This window comes from Candidatus Latescibacter sp. (assembly GCA_030692375.1).
Lineage (GTDB): Bacteria > Latescibacterota > Latescibacteria > Latescibacterales > Latescibacteraceae > JAUYCD01.
The window spans coordinates 1-18,364 of the sequence record JAUYCD010000218.1; the positions used below are offsets into that span (position 1 = coordinate 1).

Annotated in this window: 19 protein-coding genes and 1 tRNA gene; 6 read left to right on the forward strand and 14 right to left on the reverse strand. The window is 49.0% G+C overall.

The annotated features are described in order from the left end of the window. Window positions 1-723 precede the first annotated feature (723 nt). Window positions 724-1,095: a BlaI/MecI/CopY family transcriptional regulator gene (locus tag Q8O92_13395; GenBank protein MDP2984309.1), complete on the forward strand. Its 372-nt coding sequence runs from the start codon at window positions 724-726 to the stop codon at window positions 1,093-1,095. 191 nt (window positions 1,096-1,286) lie between these two features. Here Q8O92_13395 and Q8O92_13400 read toward each other — a convergent pair whose 3' ends face one another. From Q8O92_13400 to Q8O92_13465, 14 genes are all read right to left on the reverse strand, one after another. Continuing rightward, complete coding sequence (locus Q8O92_13400) at window positions 1,287-2,282, reverse strand: 4Fe-4S binding protein (protein ID MDP2984310.1); 996 nt, start codon at window positions 2,280-2,282, stop codon at window positions 1,287-1,289. A 5-nt stretch (window positions 2,283-2,287) separates the two neighbouring features. Next, window positions 2,288-2,524: a sulfurtransferase TusA family protein gene (locus Q8O92_13405; protein ID MDP2984311.1), complete on the reverse strand. Its 237-nt coding sequence runs from the start codon at window positions 2,522-2,524 to the stop codon at window positions 2,288-2,290. Window positions 2,525-2,731: 207 nt separating this feature from the next. Further along, complete coding sequence (locus Q8O92_13410) at window positions 2,732-3,160, reverse strand: M67 family metallopeptidase (GenBank protein ID MDP2984312.1); 429 nt, start codon at window positions 3,158-3,160, stop codon at window positions 2,732-2,734. 13 nt (window positions 3,161-3,173) lie between these two features. Continuing rightward, on the reverse strand, window positions 3,174-3,992 hold the full coding sequence (gene moeB / locus Q8O92_13415) for a molybdopterin-synthase adenylyltransferase MoeB (GenBank protein ID MDP2984313.1): 819 nt from the start codon (window positions 3,990-3,992) through the stop codon (window positions 3,174-3,176). Then, entirely contained in the window at window positions 3,989-5,236 is a 1,248-nt protein-coding gene (locus tag Q8O92_13420; GenBank protein ID MDP2984314.1) for an aminotransferase class V-fold PLP-dependent enzyme, read from the reverse strand. Before Q8O92_13420 ends, moeB begins: the two co-directional genes overlap by 4 nt. Window positions 5,237-5,238: 2 nt before the next feature. Then, window positions 5,239-5,448: a sulfur carrier protein ThiS gene (gene thiS / locus Q8O92_13425; protein ID MDP2984315.1), complete on the reverse strand. Its 210-nt coding sequence runs from the start codon at window positions 5,446-5,448 to the stop codon at window positions 5,239-5,241. Between the two features lie 136 nt (window positions 5,449-5,584). After that, the gene (locus Q8O92_13430; protein ID MDP2984316.1) at window positions 5,585-6,292 is read right to left on the reverse strand and encodes a ubiquinone/menaquinone biosynthesis methyltransferase; all 708 of its coding nucleotides are present in this window, start codon (window positions 6,290-6,292) and stop codon (window positions 5,585-5,587) included. A gap of 352 nt (window positions 6,293-6,644) precedes the next feature. Then, entirely contained in the window at window positions 6,645-7,394 is a 750-nt protein-coding gene (locus Q8O92_13435; protein MDP2984317.1) for a phosphoadenylyl-sulfate reductase, read from the reverse strand. 91 nt (window positions 7,395-7,485) lie between these two features. Continuing rightward, entirely contained in the window at window positions 7,486-8,580 is a 1,095-nt protein-coding gene (locus tag Q8O92_13440) for a hypothetical protein (protein MDP2984318.1), read from the reverse strand. Between the two features lie 172 nt (window positions 8,581-8,752). After that, window positions 8,753-9,688, reverse strand: a complete 936-nt coding sequence (gene cysK, locus Q8O92_13445; GenBank protein MDP2984319.1) for a cysteine synthase A — start codon at window positions 9,686-9,688, stop codon at window positions 8,753-8,755. A gap of 3 nt (window positions 9,689-9,691) precedes the next feature. Continuing rightward, window positions 9,692-10,663: an inorganic phosphate transporter gene (locus tag Q8O92_13450; protein MDP2984320.1), complete on the reverse strand. Its 972-nt coding sequence runs from the start codon at window positions 10,661-10,663 to the stop codon at window positions 9,692-9,694. 22 nt (window positions 10,664-10,685) lie between these two features. Next, on the reverse strand, window positions 10,686-11,126 hold the full coding sequence (locus Q8O92_13455) for an Rrf2 family transcriptional regulator (GenBank protein MDP2984321.1): 441 nt from the start codon (window positions 11,124-11,126) through the stop codon (window positions 10,686-10,688). Window positions 11,127-11,422: 296 nt separating this feature from the next. Then, window positions 11,423-12,400, reverse strand: a complete 978-nt coding sequence (locus Q8O92_13460; protein MDP2984322.1) for an aldo/keto reductase family protein — start codon at window positions 12,398-12,400, stop codon at window positions 11,423-11,425. Between the two features lie 126 nt (window positions 12,401-12,526). Continuing rightward, on the reverse strand, window positions 12,527-13,504 hold the full coding sequence (locus Q8O92_13465; protein ID MDP2984323.1) for an aldo/keto reductase family protein: 978 nt from the start codon (window positions 13,502-13,504) through the stop codon (window positions 12,527-12,529). A gap of 193 nt (window positions 13,505-13,697) precedes the next feature. On the opposite strand from Q8O92_13465, the gene Q8O92_13470 reads away from it, so the two are divergent. From Q8O92_13470 to Q8O92_13490, 5 genes are all read left to right on the forward strand, one after another. Next, window positions 13,698-13,790: transfer RNA gene (locus tag Q8O92_13470), tRNA-Ser, on the forward strand. Window positions 13,791-13,844: 54 nt separating this feature from the next. Then, the gene (locus Q8O92_13475) at window positions 13,845-14,822 is read left to right on the forward strand and encodes an MlaD family protein (GenBank protein ID MDP2984324.1); all 978 of its coding nucleotides are present in this window, start codon (window positions 13,845-13,847) and stop codon (window positions 14,820-14,822) included. A gap of 11 nt (window positions 14,823-14,833) precedes the next feature. Further along, the gene (locus tag Q8O92_13480) at window positions 14,834-15,604 is read left to right on the forward strand and encodes an ABC-type transport auxiliary lipoprotein family protein (GenBank protein MDP2984325.1); all 771 of its coding nucleotides are present in this window, start codon (window positions 14,834-14,836) and stop codon (window positions 15,602-15,604) included. Between the two features lie 11 nt (window positions 15,605-15,615). Continuing rightward, window positions 15,616-17,148, forward strand: coding sequence for a hypothetical protein (locus tag Q8O92_13485; protein MDP2984326.1), 1,533 nt, complete (start codon window positions 15,616-15,618; stop codon window positions 17,146-17,148). 8 nt (window positions 17,149-17,156) lie between these two features. Then, the gene (locus Q8O92_13490; protein MDP2984327.1) at window positions 17,157-18,248 is read left to right on the forward strand and encodes an ABC transporter permease; all 1,092 of its coding nucleotides are present in this window, start codon (window positions 17,157-17,159) and stop codon (window positions 18,246-18,248) included. Window positions 18,249-18,364: the final 116 nt, after the last annotated feature.

An 18,364-nucleotide genomic window follows, 5' to 3' on the forward strand; every position in this document is an offset into this window, starting at 1 on the left:
ATAAGTATTTTATCAACTTATTTATAAATAAATACTTATACCTACTTTGAGAAGGCAGCCCCCTAAATCCCCCAGAGGGGGACTTAACATGGTAAATATAATAACACGTAAGTGTAACATACTTAGTAAAATATCTGTTACATTTTGTTTTTTAGTCAGTTAAGTCCCCCTTTGGGGGATTTAGGGGGCTGTAGTTTTGAGGTTTACAGAAAGATAATTATTTTTTATGAATAATCCGGGTTAAGAGGGGAAAAAGAAAATTGTTCCTATTACAAGAGCCAATTGCAAAAGTCGTTTTAAATGAAAAAATGGTAAGTTTTATAACTTAAGCCCCCTAACCCTCTGTCCCTTTCCCCCGTTCCGGGGGCAAGGGAAGTCGTTGCTTCACAGTATTTTCCTGCCCCCCATCGGGGGGAAGGATGTCCGAAGGACTGGAAGGGGGCTGCTTCTAAAATATAGACTTTTGCAATTGGTTCACAATGTAAACATTTATTTTGGATTTGACAGAACCCTCTCACTAAATTCCCCTCTTAATAAGGGGTGATGCCGAAGGCAGGGGGGATCTTTAAAGACACAGGATCACTCATTTACTGAATATTACTGATTTAACGACATAACCGAGTTTTTTAATAATTTTTCTTTTTATAAAGAAAAACACTTGACTTTTTTATTTTACTGTAGTAAAATAAAAACAAATAAACCATTTACTAAGGAGGAACACATATGTCAAAGTTAAAGTTCGGACGGGTGCAGTTGAGGATCATGCAGGTGCTTTGGGAAAAGGGTGAAGCAAACGCCCGTGAAATTACCGATGCATTAAACAAAATCCAGCCGATTGCCCACAGTACTGTCCAGACGCTTCTTCGTAAAGTTGAAGCGAAAGGCGCTGTGGATCACAGGATTGAAAATCGCACATTCATTTTTTTCCCTCTGGTCGACGTGGAAAATGTCACCCAGTACTCGATTCATGATTTCGTAGACCGTCTTTTCGCAGGTTCGCCCGGGGGATTGGTTTCCTATCTTCTCAAGAACGTACAGATTCCGCCGAAAGAACTCGATGAGATTCGCAAGCTGATCGATAAAAAGGGAAAATGACCATGACAGGTATGCCCTGTACTGTCTTTTTTTCAGACTTTTGGAGCTGGTCCATCCCGCTCCGGGCAAACCTCTATGGTACATTCCACGATTCTTATCACTATCGGCCTGACCGTAGCGTATATTTTTCGTAATCGGAGCGCCATGTACTCCTATATCTGAGTGTTGTACCTGGATGCTCTCCAATTTTCTTATCCAAAATGAATCTCATTTTTAGACGGCGGGTTAGGATTCTTGATAATTGTATCCCCTAACTCTTCTCGTAAAGATTTTAAGAACGATTGCCATTGTTCGGGAATCTGTAAAATCACGCCTATTCTGGTTCTGGAATACTCTTTCCCGTTTTTGGTATACCAACGCGCCACCGCCTCGATAAAGCGGGGGACGTCTTCATCGCAAATAAATTCGGCTATCTTGTGTCCCACGATGGGATGCCGGCCGTGTCTTCCTCCCACGCGCACAATCCACCCTTTTACCTTCTCCTGCCAGCTATCAGTGGGGCATGCACGGATGCAATCTCCGCAGTACAGGCACAACTCCGGATTGTAGATGGGCTTTCCTGTCTCGGCATCGCTCTCGATAGCTCCCTCACGGCAAGCCTTGGAACAGATGCGGCATCCATTACAGGTCTCTTCATTCCACACCGGCATAACCGCGCCCTGAAACCCCAAATCCATTTCATTCGTCCTGGCGCAGTCTATGGGGCAGCCTGAAAAAGATATCTTGAACTTGTGGCTGAACTCCATGCCAAAATACTTTTCATCGACCAACTGTACCATCTTCTGGGTATCCATGATGCCGTTGGGATTATATTCGCACCCGGAACAGGCTGTCGGAACCCGGAGCCGGGGACCGCAAGAGGCGATTTTTTGGCCCACCTCGGCTAACTCTTCGTGGATGGCTTTGAAGTTGCGGTAATCAACATAGGGTAGCTCAATAGACTGCCTGAATGACAAGTGTACATACTCGCCGGCATACTTCCTGGCTACCTCCACAATTTTCGCCAGTTTGGAAAGCGGCACTCTCCCCCCGGGGCATCGCAAGCGCACGGTAAACATATCTTTCTGCTTCTGCTTGATCAGCCCCCCTGACTTCAGGGTATTAAAATCTATCTCGCCCATCCTGCCTTCGATTTCAGTGTCCACGCGTATTTTGGTGCCCTTATCCTCGATAAATTTATCCACCACCGCTTTTATCCTCCTTTTCGTACTAAAAGACGGAAACTGTCATTAAGTTTTTCTACTTTAATAATTTTATGCCCTTCTTCCTTTACTGAACGCGGGACGTTTCGCATAGGCTCGCCGTCATCCAGGACAATCTCAAGAATCTGTCCTTCCTCTATCTGCGCCAGAGCAACCTTCACCTTCACAAAGTTCATCGGGCAGGCAACCCCCTTTAAATCCAGACGCTGCTCAACGTTTTCTTCCATGGCTAAATAGACCTTTCTGTCTTGTTTATTATTCTACAATACGGTTATCCCCTTTGGTAAGCAACACACCTGAACGAGTATTCCGATTTGCATTCTATCCCCCCGCCGTCTTCGTCGGCGACCCCCTTATTAAGGGGGTTAAAGCGCTCCGCCGCATCGTATTGACCCCTTAACAAGGGGGGATGCCGAAGGCAGGGGGGATCAAAGTTACACCTTTGCTGACTTGATGGGATAACAGGTTTCTACAATCTCAATGTCTTCATACTCGACACGGGAATCTCTTATCCGGAAAGACCTTACCGGCTCCTCACCATTCATCAGCGAGATTATTATATACCGGATTCCAGGATCGTACGCGAGCCGGATATCTTCATCTGATGGTCGAGCAGGCGTTGCAGGATGGCTATGATACACTGCTGCAAGCTGTATGTTGTTGTTTCTCATATCTCTGAGAACCGAAAACTGTTCCTCCGGATCGAGAGAGAAGTGTTCTCCGGAACCATCACAATTTTTCATCCGATAGCAGGCTGTAATAATCCCATTACTTTCCCCGAGATAACCGCATGCCTCTACGGGCGCGTCCTGTCTGGAATGTTCAACTATAGCTGCCAAAACAGCTTTTGTTATTTGTACCATAGTCGAAGTCCTTTTATTCCGTATTCTTTTTCAAATCGCACACGGGGAGTTCCCCGTCAACGAGCTCTCGTATCGTAGGCATGTCACTGCATACCTCACAATCATTCCTTTTTTTAAACGAAACCGTCCTGAAATCCATGGTCATCGCATTGAACGTCAGAAGTCTGTTTGTCAGACAGCCGCCGATGCCCAGTACGAATTTTAAAGCCTCGGCTGCCTGAATGGTACCCAGTATTCCAGCGACCGCACCAAGAATTCCGGCTTCCGAGCAGGTCGGAACGAGATTCTTCGGAGGCGGAGCGGAAAATACACACCGGTAACAGGCGGATTGTCCCGGCACAACAGTCATGGTCTGCCCGTTAAAACGGAGAATGCCGCCATGAGAGAAAGGAATACCTGCCATGACGCACGCATCGTTGATCAAAAACTTAGCAGCGAAATTGTCAGTTCCGTCGATAACGAAATCCCACCCTTCGAGAATCCCCATGATAGTATCAGCCCGCACAAATTCATGGATAGCTTTGATGCTGACATCAGGGTTGATCGCCTGCATTTTCTCGGCGGCGGAGAGTACTTTCGGTGTACCGATGTCCTTGGTGAAATGGATCACCTGGCGCTGAAGATTCGACAGTTCCACTCTGTCGTAATCGACGATGCCAATTGTTCCCACACCGGCAGCGGCAAGATAGAGGGCTACCGGAGCTCCCAGGCCGCCGGCTCCCATTATCAACACGCTGCTTTCCATAATTTTTATCTGTCCCTCAACACCGACATCCTTCAACAAAATATGCCGGCTGTACCTCTCCAACTGATCTTCCGTAAATTGTATCATATCACCTCTAACGCTTGTTCAATGTCTTCAAGTATGTCTTCACTGTCTTCTATACCGGCTGCGAGACGAACCATCGAATCGGAGACACCCATCTCCTTTTTTTGTTCCACCGAGAATTCACAAAAAATCGTTGAGGCGGGATGCAGAACGAGTGTCTTGTTATCATTGAGGTTAGTAGCCCGCCTGATGATGCGTAAATTGTCCATAAACCGGTAGCAATCATCACGATTCCCCAATTCGAACGTCAGCAATCCCCCGAATTTGTTCCCGAACTGAGCAACAGCAATTTCATGGAAACGCGAGCTTTCCAATCCAGGATACCGTACCGATTTCGCAACCGGGTGACGTTCAAGAAAACGCGCCATTTCAAGAGCATTTGCACAGCTTTTGTCGATTCGCAGGCTCATGGTTTCAAGACCGAGAGTCTGTAGATACGCATTATGGGGTGACAGACAAGAACCGAGATTCCGAAACACCTCCCGCTTCAATTTGGCTAAAAGAGTAAAATTGCCGTATTTTTGTGAATCTTCCTTCAGTTTGCCACACCGGCTCCAATCAAACAATCCGTTATCTATGATCACGCCGCCAACACTGGTCGCTCCGCCGGACATGTACTTTGTGCTCGATATAATTTCAATATCCACCCCGAAATCCTTCGATTTGAAGATATAGGGAGTTGTCAGCGTTCCGTCCACTATCACTGGAATTCTCCGGGAATGAGCTATCTCGGTGATTTTTTTTACATCGGCTACTTCCAATTGAGGGTTAGTGATCACTTCGAGAAAAACAGCCCGTGTGCCATCGTCAATGATCCGTTCAATAGATTCAGGTTCACTCATGTCCACAAATCTGGTTTCAAGCCCCCAATCTTTCAGTGTTTTTCCCAAAAGGGAAAGCGTATTGCCAAACAAGAACCGGGTTGTGACAATATTCGATCCGGCCTCGGCAAGAGTAATGAGAACATTGGCAATAGCGGCCATCCCGGAAGAAACAGCAATGACACCGAGGGCATCTGAAAGAAGACGTACTCTCTGTTCGAAATCTTCGACTGTCGGATTGCTGATGCGGCTGTACGAATGAGTATTCAGCTTTCCCTCAAATGCCAGCTGCAGTTCTTTTGAGGATTCGTATTCAAAAGCGGCGCTATCATATACCGGCATTCGCAGCGAACCGTGGACATCTTTACGGGAAGAATCACCGGTCAGCCTGATACCATGTATGGCTTTTGTCGAGAAACCGGTCAAATTTACATTCCCCCTCCCATGAAATAAAGAAAATCAATTATATCGTTTTCCAGTACCGGAGTTTCCGCGAACACCTCCCGTTTGACAAAATTCCCGTTCAACTGTACCGATACCATGTCCTGGTCTTTCACGTTTTTTATTTCCAAGAGCTTCTGAACCGTAACACGGTCAGCTTCAATTGTCTGTTTTTCTCCATTGATAGTGATAATCATAACGCAACCTCCATAAGAATACGTGTTAACACATTGGTTTCAGATACCATTTTATCTCCCTATTCTATGGTACGCTATTCTCCCTGAGATAAAAGTTTCTTCTACAATACAGGAGTGTTTGAGCTTTGAAACTTCTTTACTGTTTTATTCCCTGGTGAATCGCCGCCACACCAAACAACAAGCGATCGAAGGTGACTTTCTCGAAACCGGACTGGTGCATAATTTCGGCCAATTCTTCCGCCGCATAAAAGCGGGGTATCGTTCCCGCCAGATAAGCATACGCGGTTCTGGAACCGGATATCCGGCTTCCTATCGATTTCACACAAAGCTTCACATACATGTGAAAACATCGTCTCACGATAGAAAACGGCGGTCTGCTGGTTTCCAGGTTTACGAAACGTCCACCAGACTTTAAAACCCTGTATATCTCTGCAAACGTTTTGATAAGTGTCGTTTTGTCAAGATTGACGTTGCGTGCGGCAAACGACATCGTAATCAGATTGAAGCTTTCATCGGGAAAGGGCAATGCCCTGATATCGGAAGCGAGAAAGGTGATGTCTTTTCCTTTCGGCTTTCGAGTCGCTACTCCCAGCATGGGCAGGGAGAAATCTATTCCGTAAATGTCTGTTCCTTCCGGGGCGAGACGTCGAAGATATGAAGCCGTCTCACCGGTGCCGGTACACATGTCGGCCCATTGACCGGCGCCGGCCCTTGCGGCGAGTCTTGCCGCCCGCTTACGCCAGGCGATATCGAAACCGAATGCCAGGATGTGGTTTATTTTTTCGTATGTGGCCGTCACCTCTGAGAAGACGTTTTGAATGAAACCTGTCATTTCGGAACGCATGCTGTTTTGTTCCCTTTCTATATTTGCCTGGTAGCTCGAGGTTTAACTGTGCGCGGTCGCGGTATATATTAAAAATTCGAGCTTATTATAAACCTGAATGACTGATCGGCATTCATCTTCCGAAGTATACGTTGGGCCTTGCGCACTTCCTTACCGTTTACCTTGTTAAGATCAAGTATGTACTGTCGTCCTTCCGTTGTGTCAAGGATAACAGTGTCTTCCCGCCAATCCACTTCTGCGAGCATGTCCCCGTCTGTCTCAGGACGGTCATCACGCGAAATATTGACTACCCGCTCCTCATATGTACGATGCCCAATGCCCTACTCGAGCAAACTCCCCAACAAACTCACACTCAAGCTTGACTACTCTCGGATACTACTTCATTCATGGTATCCTTGTTAACTTTTAGCGGCCGGGTATGTATTCCGCATTCTCCGCCGCATTTACTGGTGCCGATCCAGCGTCCGGCGCGCTCATTATCTTCGCTGGTTATCTTAGTGCATGGCGCACACCCTAAAGAACGGTATCCTTCGGCATAGAGCGGGTTCACCGGTACCCGATATAGCGCCAGGTACTGCCATACCTCCCGTTCTTTCCATATAAGAATAGGGTTAAGCTTTACCAATCCCTCATCCCTTTCTTCGACCTCCTTAAAATCAGTACGGGTGCGGCCTTCGGTGCAACGCAAACCTGTCACCCAACATGTAACACCCATCTCCTCAATTGCCCTTTTCACCGGCTCCACTTTCAGGATATCGCAGCAGAGATCGGGTTTGGTTTCATAAAGCTTATCGGGGATCGGTACGTCACTTTTGTAGACTTTTAATTCCGGATAACGTTTGACAACATCATTCATAAAAGCTACGGTTTCTGCCGGTTTATACCGGGTGGTAACAATAAATCCCCGTATCTTAGGATTCACCTTTTTGGCAAGGTCCCACACAGCGACAGAATCCTTGCCTAAGCTGTTGGCTACAACCAGAGAATCACCATAGCGTTTATAGGCCTCCCCGATCAACTGCTTAGACCGCTCCACCTTTTCCTTAAAGTTCAACGTCTCCACCAATACCTTTAAATCGTCCTTGTTGTCCAAAATGCCCATCTTCGTTCTCCTTTTTGTGTTATTTTTCAAGAAGGCACCGCTTTCATCGGTATTGTTTTTCTCCAAACAGGCCGATGCAAAAACGTTCCGGTCAGTACATATAGCCGATCCCCACGTTCAACTGCTCCCATGATTTTCCGGCTTTTGTCTCCCAGTTCTCCACATCCGCCTTGAGGGCCACCTGGCTAATCGGGAAAAAAGAGACGCCGAAAGTCGATACCTTCACATCGTTCGCGGGGTTCACAGTCAGTCCGGGCACCATGGATCGCTGCGTATTGTATCGCTCATGCCGTCCGAAAATGACAAGATTCATGTCGCTGGGAAGGAAATGTTTCCCCAGATGATACGCGGCTTCGGCATACCCGCCGGTTATCTCTTTCCCGACCGCCTGGCCGGTTTTCGCGAAAATCGCCCCGGTATCCCCTACGGTGATCCTCGTATAGAGGCCGGTCAGCTCGAGTCCCTTGAACCAGTACCGCGCGTCAGCCTCCCATAAATCGACCCTGGCGTCGCCGACCCCGTCGATTCCCTGGCCGGAATTACCGGTATAACCGGAAGCACCCAGACGGAGCCCTTTTACGCCCGCATACTCGAGTCGTCCGACCAGCGCGAGATCGTTCGACGGCGATTCAGCCACCTTGCCCCGTCCATTGCGAATACCGCTCCCGGCGGTGAAATCGGATGCGTTGAGGCCGCCGACCAGGTACACGCGGTACCGGAGATTGCCGCCCATGGTTTTTCCGAACACCCCGATGCCGCCTTCCTGCCAGGTTGTCGGTATTATGTTCTTCTGCACGTAAGGACGCTCGACACTGTAGAAGAGGGGCGGCTCGTGGAACTCATTCAGATAGCCCACCGGCATGAGCATGCTTCCCGCTCGGATGTTGAAGCTCTCCGTCAGGAGAATATCCACAAAGGCAAACTCGAGCTCCATTTCCTTCGCTGCGTGCTCGAAGTCCACCTCGGCGTTGAACAGGACCCGGTCGGAATAGCGGTACGTCCATCCAAGCACGAGGCGATGATTGTCCATCATGTCGGTTGAACCGGGTTTGTTCGAGTTGTTGTAGTGGAGCTCCCCATATCCGTGAAATCTGATCTTGTCATTCTCTTCAGATGCCTGCGAAGCAGCCGGAAACACTGCCGCAATAGCAGCGATTATGTAGATGGTATAGAACTGTTTTTTCATCTTCTTATTTCCTTGTCTAATGTTGATTACAGCGGTAAGGCCGAATTTCCTCATAAAAGCAGCGTTCGAATGCTGAGGCCCATCACGAGAAGGCCAACAAGAACCATCAGCGCCTTTAAATCATCCTTGTTGTTTAAAATACTCATTACTTGTTTCTCCTTTTATTACGTTATTAAATCCCAAAATACTGGTGTGTAGAAAAATACCTTTCGCCTGTATCCGGGAAAACCACAACTACTCTTTTGCCCGGCCCAAGTTCCTGCGCCAGTATTAGTCCGGCACAGGCTGCAGCGCCGCTGGAAATCCCTACAAATAATCCTTCTTCGCGGGCAAGCCTTCCTGCCATTTCAAAGGCATTCTTGTCAGAAACCTGTATTACCCGGTCAATCACATTGCGGTTAAGCAGGTCCGGAATAAACCCGGCGCCTATCCCCTGTATCTTGTGCGGACCGGGCTTTTTCCCGGAAAGCACAGCGCTTGTCTCCGGCTCGACAGCTACAACCCTTATCCTGGGGTCCTGTTCCTTCAGAACCTCGCCTACTCCGGTAATCGTCCCGCCGGTCCCTACGCCTGCGACAAAGGCGTCAATCCTGTTGCCGGTAACACGTAAAATTTCGCGCGCAGTTGTCTCCCGATGCGCCCGGATATTGGCTGTATTCTTAAATTGATCAGGCATAAAACTGTCAGGAATCTTCCTGTGCAGTTCCTCTGCCTTTTTTATCGCTCCCTGCATTCCCGAGTTACCGGGAGTAAGCACAATCTCCGCTCCGTATGACCTGAGGATATAAATCCGCTCTAAACTCATTGTTTCCGGCATTGTGAAAATACATTTATATCCTTTGACCGCCGCTATCATTGCCAATCCTATCCCGGTATTTCCCGAAGTCGGCTCAATAATGGTATAGTGCGGCTTTAAAAATCCTTTCTCCTCGGCATCCCGGATCATAAAGAAACAAGCCCTGTCCTTGACACTTCCGCCGGGATTAAAATACTCAACTTTGGCGATAACCTCGGCGTAGTTTTCTTTCACCACCCTGTTCAGCCGCACCAAAGGAGTCCTTCCGATAAGTTCGCTAACATCGCCTGCAATCCTATCTGAAACAGGCATGTCTTACCTCTTTAGTAAAGTTAACGAGAAATATGCTAAAGCAGTTGATATGAGCGGCGTAATCACCCAGACCGCCAATGTTTTCGTGGTAACGTGGCTTTCCATCGTTGACTTATGCCCGTTCTTCATGCAACTGATTGCAAATATGGCAAAAACATTTAGCTGAACCAGAGACTGGGGTATACCCAGAATCGAAGCAAAAATAAGCAGCGTGGCAGTGACAAAAGAAACAACGCTGCTGGAAACTAATCCTATCGGCACAATATCCCGGCCTGTGGTCTCGATAGTACCTTTGCCCATGAACCAGGCCCCTACTCCGAACAGAGGAGCAAATAAGATCAACCCCGAGTTTACACCCAGGACGCCGGCGCCATATAACGGCCCTGCCACATTGCCGACATTATTGGCGCCAATAGCCAGAGCTACATAGCAACTGACCACCAAGGTACAAAGCTGCAATTTCTTCTCGTTGCTGAATATCTTCTGATAGAGATAAAAATTGCCGTGGCATGGTGGATAAATTATTTTAAATACGAAGAACGTAATAAGGAACGACAAAATTGGCAGCATTACCCAAGCCAACACTATATTGAAGAAAAGTATTTTTAGCGCCAATGCTTTAAAATATAACCCTGCGCCTGTAATAGCGCCCACAGTTACCTGACTGGTGGATTGCGGTATCTTTAAAATATTCGCCATGAAGAGGCTTAGAGAAGCCGCAGATACTATTATGAGCGCGACAGGCAGGGAAATAAACTCTTTTGCCAATAACTTACCTCCCAGGGTAACCGCAACATTTCTACCCAGAATAATTGCCCCAAGGATCACAAAGACAGCAAATAACACAACAGCGCTCTTTCTAGTGATCAGTTTCGCTCCGAAAGCAGCGGCGAAAGAAGGCGCTATCCCGCTTGCGCCCATATTCAAAGCGAAGAAAATACTAATTATTCCCAAAATAAGTAATACTGTTGACATAACTTCTACCTTATTTACCCCCCTAAATCGTATACTCGTGCACTTGATGCGCGATGTTTACTTGAGAAATCAATTCATCAAAGGTTATAGTATCGATGATTTGTGAAGTCGCCCGGGAGACATCATTCCAAATTTTCCTAAACACGCATGTATTTAAATCTTTACAATTGGTGTACCCCTGCTTTACACATGAAATCGGCTCTATCGGCCCGTCGATAAATTCCAGTACTTCTCCAATGGTTATCTTGGACGGCGCTCTGGATAACAAATAACCTCCGATATTGCCGCGCCTGCTTTCGACAAAACCGCCTTTCTTCAAATCCAAGAGAACCTGTTCCAAAAACTTTATGGGCGCATCGATACGTTTAGCCATATCGTGGCTGGTCACTAATTCCTTGTCATAATGGAGCGCTAAATCCAGAACTGCTTTTAACGCATAATCCCCTTTATAGGTAATTCTCATCTTTCCCCCAAATTCTATAATTCCTATTTACATAGTAGAGTATACGCAATAAAAAAAAATTGTCAAGGTATTTTTTTAAATATTTTTTACGCTTTAGGGGCAATACAGTTCATTTAACCACGAAAATCACGAAAAACACGAAATTTGCTTTTTGATAAAATCATTTTTTGTGCCTTTCGTGTGGTTCGTGGTTTAAAAATCTTGTACTTTTTCGTTAAAGTGAACTGTGTTGGCTTTAGGGGGGAATAAAATTAGGAAGCGCCTCCGCCGGGCTTTTCGGTATTTTGAAAGCCTTCTTACTTCTCCACGTCGACCTGTTCCGCCGGCGGATAAAGCTCCTCGATCTTCCGCACCACATCATCCGGAATTACAATTTCGGCGGCTTTGAGGTTATCCTCCACCTGGCTTACCCTGGTTGCGCCGGTGATGACGCTGGTGACCGCCGGGTTACAAAGACACCAGGCGATGGCAAGCTGCGCCGCGGTGATTCCCATTCCGGAAGCCAGCTTTGAAAGCTCCTGCCCTCTTCGCTTGTTCTCTTCAGACCAGTAGAGCTTATTGATCACCGCGTTCGTTTCCACATCGGCGGCGCGGGTACCGCTGGGCGCCTCCTCGCCCGGTTTGTATTTGCCGGTAAGCATGCCGTGGGCCAGGGAAGAGAACACAACGTTTCCGATACCTTCGGCCTGGGTTGCGGGGAAGATGTTGCGTTCGGGATACCGGTAGAGAAGGTTATAGCGCGGTTCGTTCACCCCGATGGGCCGCGCCCCTATCTCACGGGCGACCCCGTTCGCCCGCGCCATGAGGTGGGCAGGCCATTCGCTCACCCCCCAATAGAGAATCTTTCCCTGACGGGCCAGGTCTTCAAGGGCGCGGATGGTCTCCTCGAGCGGCGTGTCCGGGTCCGGGCGGTGGCACATGAAAACGTCCAGATAATCGGTCCTGAGTCGTTTCAAACTGTTGTGGCAGGCCTCGAACATGTGTTTTGCGGAAAGCTTTTGATCGTTGATATCTTTTGTAATTGGCGCAAAGCATTTGGTGAGAATGAAAAGGGTATGCCGTGGCAGCTCGGAAAGAATGGCGCCCAGCACCCGTTCGGCCTCGCCGTTGTTATAGGCGTCGGCGGTATCGAAGAAGTTGACTCCTCCTTCATAGGCTTTCAGCACTGTTGCCCGCGAGGCGGCTTCGTCCAGCTTGAAACCGATGGTCAAATAGCTCCCAAGGCCGATGGTACTGAGTTTCACTCCCCACTTACCCATTTTACGGTACTGCATGAAAGTTTCTCCTTAAAAAAATATTGAACCACGAAAGTCACGAAAAACACGAAAATTTGTTTTCATTTTTTGAATAAAATCATTTTTCGTGCCTTTCGTGTGGTTCGTGGTTAATAGTATTGTTCCTTATCCTTCGACTTCCACCCTGTCAGGCGGGGGATAGAGGGCGTCCAGTTTCACCAGGATTTCTTCGGGGATCCGGACATCGATTGCCTTGAGGTTGTCCTCCACCTGGGACACGCGTGTTGCGCCCATGATGACACTGGTCACCGCCGGGTTTCGGAGGCACCAGGCCAGAGCCAACTGGGCTGCGGTAATGCCCATTTCGGCGGCAATCGCAGAAAGCTCCTGTCCTTTCCGTTTATTTTCCTCTGTGTCGTACCGATCCAGCACCATGACTTTTCTATCAGGGTCCGCCAGCCGGGTCCCGGCGGGAGGCGCCTCGCCCGGTTTATATTTGCCGGTGAGGAGACCATGGGCCAGCGGCGAGAAAATGACATTCCCTATACCCTCGGCCTGGGTCGCGGGGAATTGATTGCGTTCCGGGTATCGGTAAAGAAGGCTGTAGCGCGGCTGGTTCAACCCGATGGGGCGGGCGCCTGCCTTTCGCGCCACGGAATTTGCCCGTACGATGAGATGGGCAGGCCATTCGCTCACCCCCCAGTAGAGAATTTTCCCCTGGCGGGCGAGGTCTTCCAGGGCTCGTATCGTCTCTTCGAGCGGAGTATCCGGATCGGAGCGGTGGCACATGTAGAGGTCGATAAAGTCGGTTTTGAGCCGCTTCAGGCTTTTGTGGCAGGATTCGAAAATGTGTTTGGCGGAAAGCCCGCGGTCGTTTACTTCGAGAGACATGGGCCAGAAGGTCTTGGTGAGGATAAAGAGGGTATGCCGGGGAAACTCGGAAAGGTACTCTCCGAAAATCCGCTCGCCCTCCCCCCTGGCGTAGGCGTCGGCAGTATCGAAATAGTTGACCCCGTTATCATAAGCTTTACGGATGATATCACGGGAAACAATGTCATCCACCTTGAATCCCATGGTTACCCAATTCCCCAGACCTAGGGCGCTGAGTTTAACTCCCCATTTTCCCATCTTGCGGTATATCACAGTGAACACCTCCGTGTACAAAGTATCAGGTTGAATGTATCTCTTAAAATATAGTGTATTTACATCTTGTTTTCAAGCCAATTTCACACCTCTCGTTTCATGAAACGATGATGAAAAAATCCGCTCCGGCGCGATGAGCAAACTACTTGCCTCTTGTTAAAATATACTTTATTTTACCATACTGAAATCGCGCGGAGAGGTGACCGAGTAGGCCGAAGGTGCTCGCCTGCTAAGCGAGTTGTGGCCCAAAAGCTGCACCAGGGTTCGAATCCCTGCCTCTCCGCCAATAGGACAGTCCGCAACGCACCTGTTTAATAAATATTGGCTTCAGAGGGTTTACATGGCTACAAAAGCCCAGAAGATACGACTTTCCATATTTCTCATCCTTTCCGGCGCAGTTTTCCTCATTTTCTTTTTCATCCTGGTCGGAGGACAATTCCTCAAGAGAACGGATGCCTACCATATAATCTACCATGATATCTCCATCACCGGCCTGGAATCGGGGGCTTCGGTCAAGCTCAACGGTGTTCCGGTAGGCCGGGTCATCGGCCTTTTTGCAAAGAGCGCCGCCGAGGTGCAGGTCGACATTGAAGTTGCGCACGGCACCCCCATAGCCTCTGATACACAGGCCGTTCTCAATTACATCGGTGTTACCGGATTGAAATATGTCGAACTATCCGGAGGCACCGCTGCTGCGCCCGTGCTGCCTCCCGGCGGCAACATAAACGCCGGCCAGTCTCTGCTCGATATTGTTTCCGGCCAGGCCAATGTCATTATCGGCAAACTGGAAATGGCGCTCAATAACCTAAATGCCATGACCGGGCCGCAGACCACTCAGAATTTGCAGAATGGGCTCACTTCATTTGCCGGTGTAGCCGCTCAGCTTGATACCCTGTTCATGTTCAACCGCATTAACCTTACCTATGCCATCACCCATGCAGACACCGTGATGATGCAGCTTTCCGCCGCCGCAGTCAAGCTGGATAACGCTGTAACTACGGCAAACAATATATTGAAATCCGGCGATATTCAAACCACTGCCGCCAACCTGCGAAAGATTACCAATACTGTCCAGGCCAGGCTCGACAGCATGAAACTTGTCGAGCTCTCGAATGAACTCCGGAATGTGCTGGTCAACACGAATTCCATGGTGACCCACTATGATATTCTTGCAGTAAGGGGAAGGGATGATATCTTGCGAGCTTTAAGAAATATGGAGGAGGCTCTTGATAATTTCAGGGAAATCACCGACATCATCCGTGAAAATCCTTCGATTCTCATCAGGGGAAGGACCACCTCTCAGGACAGGCCGGAGTGACGGGGGAACGCATGAAAAAAACTATATCCTGGTATATTCTTATATTTTTTACTCTCCTCGGACTGGCGCTTTTCATCTCCTGCGGTTTTTTGGGAACAACCATTCCCACCAGGAGCTACTACATTATCAGCTATAATCCCCAGCCCAAAACTCCTCCCGGTTCTCTGCGACCTTACCCATATTCGTTGGAAGTAGAGCGTTTCTTTGTACAGCGAATTTTCAACAATCAGAAAATCGCCTACCGTTTTTCTCCGGAAGAGTTGCAATACTTTGAAAACGAGCAATGGGCGGTACGGCCGGAGTACATGATTGCCGATGTTATTGTCAAGCACCTTGCGGCATCGAACATTTGTAACCATATCAGTTCCGAATTTCTGGATGTCAAGCCGGACTATCGTCTTGAAGGAAGTGTGGAAGCCCTTGAAAAATACGATGCCACTGATGTCTTTTATGCACACCTGGCCATGTCGTTCAAACTGGTTCGGGTCATAGACGGGCAGCAGGTCTGGGACTATTCGTTCGATCAGAGGAAGCAGGTTTACCAGAAGAAGATGGTCTTTACGATTATGGCTTTTTCTTCGATCATGCAAACTCAGATGGATATAGTGGTAAATCAACTGGATGCCTACTTTTTATCACTGGAAAAAGGTGAAAAACGCAGCCCGCAGGAAACCAGACCTGAAAAGAATTTCAAACCTGTGACCGCAGAACCGGAAACCACCTCCGTTCCGGCTGAAAGGGGATACGAAATAATCCCCGAAAAGAAGATCAAAAGGAAGTAACAGAAGGCAGCATGAATAACAGGATAGCACAACTTGCAGGAGTATTTCTTTTTACCCTGTTCGGAATCGTCTCCTTTTCAAAAGCCCAGGAAAGCACCTGGGAAAGCCCTCCCATAAATACCCAGCTTGAAATGGATGATACGATTGTACCCATCGGGAAAGGGGCGGTGTTCGTTCCCTCCATGACCGACCCGCTCAACGAGCCTGTGTACGGCGTTCTTTCCAACGGACGGATAGTGCAGAATTCCAAAACCGGACACCGCATCGTCCTCGTGCCGGGGACTTATACGGTCGTATACGGCTCGGGAACAACCGACCAGATGATGCAGAAAACCGTCCAGGTGCAGGAAGCTTCAACCACCGTGGTCAAACCCGACTGGTCGGGACTGGTTATAGATGTCATAAACGAAACACGTTTAGAAACCCGTGAATACTATGAGCTTTTCAGTCTCACCACCGGGGCCGCGTACGGTATCGGACAGGGAGTGGAGGAGGGATTGAATGAAAAACTGCGTACCTGGATTTTACCGCCGGGAACCTACAAAGTTGTCAAACCCGGGGACAACATCAATGCGGTGATAAATTTCGGCACCATACGGCTTTTGCCCGGGGAACTGATCCGCGCCACCCTGGTTATCGATTCCAAGACCTTCAATTTTCTCGGATTCGGCTTTCTCACTACAACACGCATGGGTCCCAGACTGAACCATAAATGGAACAGCCGGAGCGAGCTTTCCGGAAATGCCCTCCTGAACTATATACCGTCCGGGCTGTCTCCAACGGAAAGCAATACCAATGCCACAGCCACCTTCCAATGGCTTACCGATGCCCGGTATGAATCGGGAAATCATATCTTTCCGGTCTGGTCGAACATAGAGGAGGGATTGTCGCTGCAAGGAAGCAAGGATATTCGCAAATACATAGACCGTGCCGAGCTTCGCCTGACCTATATCTATCGTTTCAACGATTTCATCAATCCTTACCTCCGATTCAGTGCGGGAAGCAGTTTTTTCCGTACAACGCATCGCTTTGACAGCCCAACAAATTACAGCGAGGTGGATGCAAAAGGCGATACGGTCAGAACGGTTCATGGGGCGGACAATATCAAACTCTCCTTCCCGTTCAGTCCGATTCAACTGAAACAGGGATTCGGCGCCACTTCCACACTCATCAAAACCGTTCCCGTCAATATCAGCCTGAGAAGCGGGTTCGGCGCCCGTCAGACCTTCGCCCGTGGGGCATTTGTCTTCAACAAGGACACCAACATCCTTGTTCCGGTGGTCGAAACCAATCTGACAGGTGTGGAATGGCTCCTGCTCGGGGACATGCGGTTTAAAGGATATGCGCTGGTTACCACACAGTTCGATCTCCTTACCCCCAAACCCAGTAGAAGCACCTGGATCTACGATGGTGAAGTCAGAATACGGTTTAACCTAACCGGCAACATCAGCCTCCTTCTAACTATCGAGTATTTCAAAAACGAGACGGTGAATAAAGTACAGAGCAGCTATCAGACACTTCTCCGTTTCTCCAAATACCTCTGAGGCTTTCCATGGATTCTGAGAACGACAAACCCACCCTGGTTCTCCGGGGTGAGGAACTTTTGATTAGCGGAAGCCTTAAAGCCTCCACCATCGGCGCCCTGGAAAAGAGCGCCGCGGCGATATCTCCCCAGTCTTACAAGAGCATAGAAGGCTCGGGAATAACCGCGCTCGATTCCACCGGCGCGATATTCATCAACAATATCGGAAAGGGGAAAACTCTCGCCGGTTTCAGCGCGCTCGTCCAAAAACTGCTTGCCATGTCCCGCCTCCCGGAAATTCCTGAAGTTACTGCCGTTAAAAAGAAACCGCTTATCGATCTCGAAGCTCTGGGTGACTGGGGTTACCGTACGTTCGGGCGTATCTACGAAATCACCATTCTGATAGTGGAGATCCTGTACTGGAGCATCGTGGGCATTTTCGACCGCCGTCAGTACCGCAGGGGATCGTTCACCGAGCAGACGTTCTACATGGGTTCGACCGCCCTCCCGATCGTGGGGGTCATTCTCTTTCTCGTCGGTTTCATCCTGACCCTGCAGAGCGCCGCCCAGCTCCGTCAGTTCGGCGCAACCATATACGTGGTTGACCTCCTGGCCATCGGGCTTGCCAAGGAGATGGCCCCTCTCATGGTAGCGATCCTGGTGAGCGGAAGGTCAGGCTCTGCAATCGCCTCCGAAATCGCAACCATGAAATTCACTGAGGAGCTCGACGCCATCAAAACCATGGGGCTGAATCCCATCCGGTTCGTGGTAGTACCAAAACTCTGGGCCATGGTTATCAGCATGCCGCTTCTCACCATTATGGCGCTCCTCATCGGCCTTCTGGGGGGATTCGTGGTGTCGGTCACCTACATGGGCCTCGCCGCGAACACATTTTACCAGGAGCTTCTGCGCGCGCTCTTCTTCTGGGATGTGGTCACCGGGATCATCAAGAGCCTATCCTTCGCGGTCATCATCACCATTGTGGGGACCTACCGGGGTCTGACCTTCTCCGGCGGCGCGGACGGCGTGGGGAGGGCGACGACCTCATCGGTGGTCACTTCACTCTTCGTCATCATTGTGGCCGATTCCATCTGGGGGATTATTTTCTACTTCAGGGGATGAATTCTAAAAACCTCACCCGGCCTTCGGCCACCCTCTCCTAATTAGGAGAGGGCAAGAACAAGGCGCATAATGAGTTACCCCCTCTCCTGACTAGGAGAGGGGGACAGGGGGTGAGG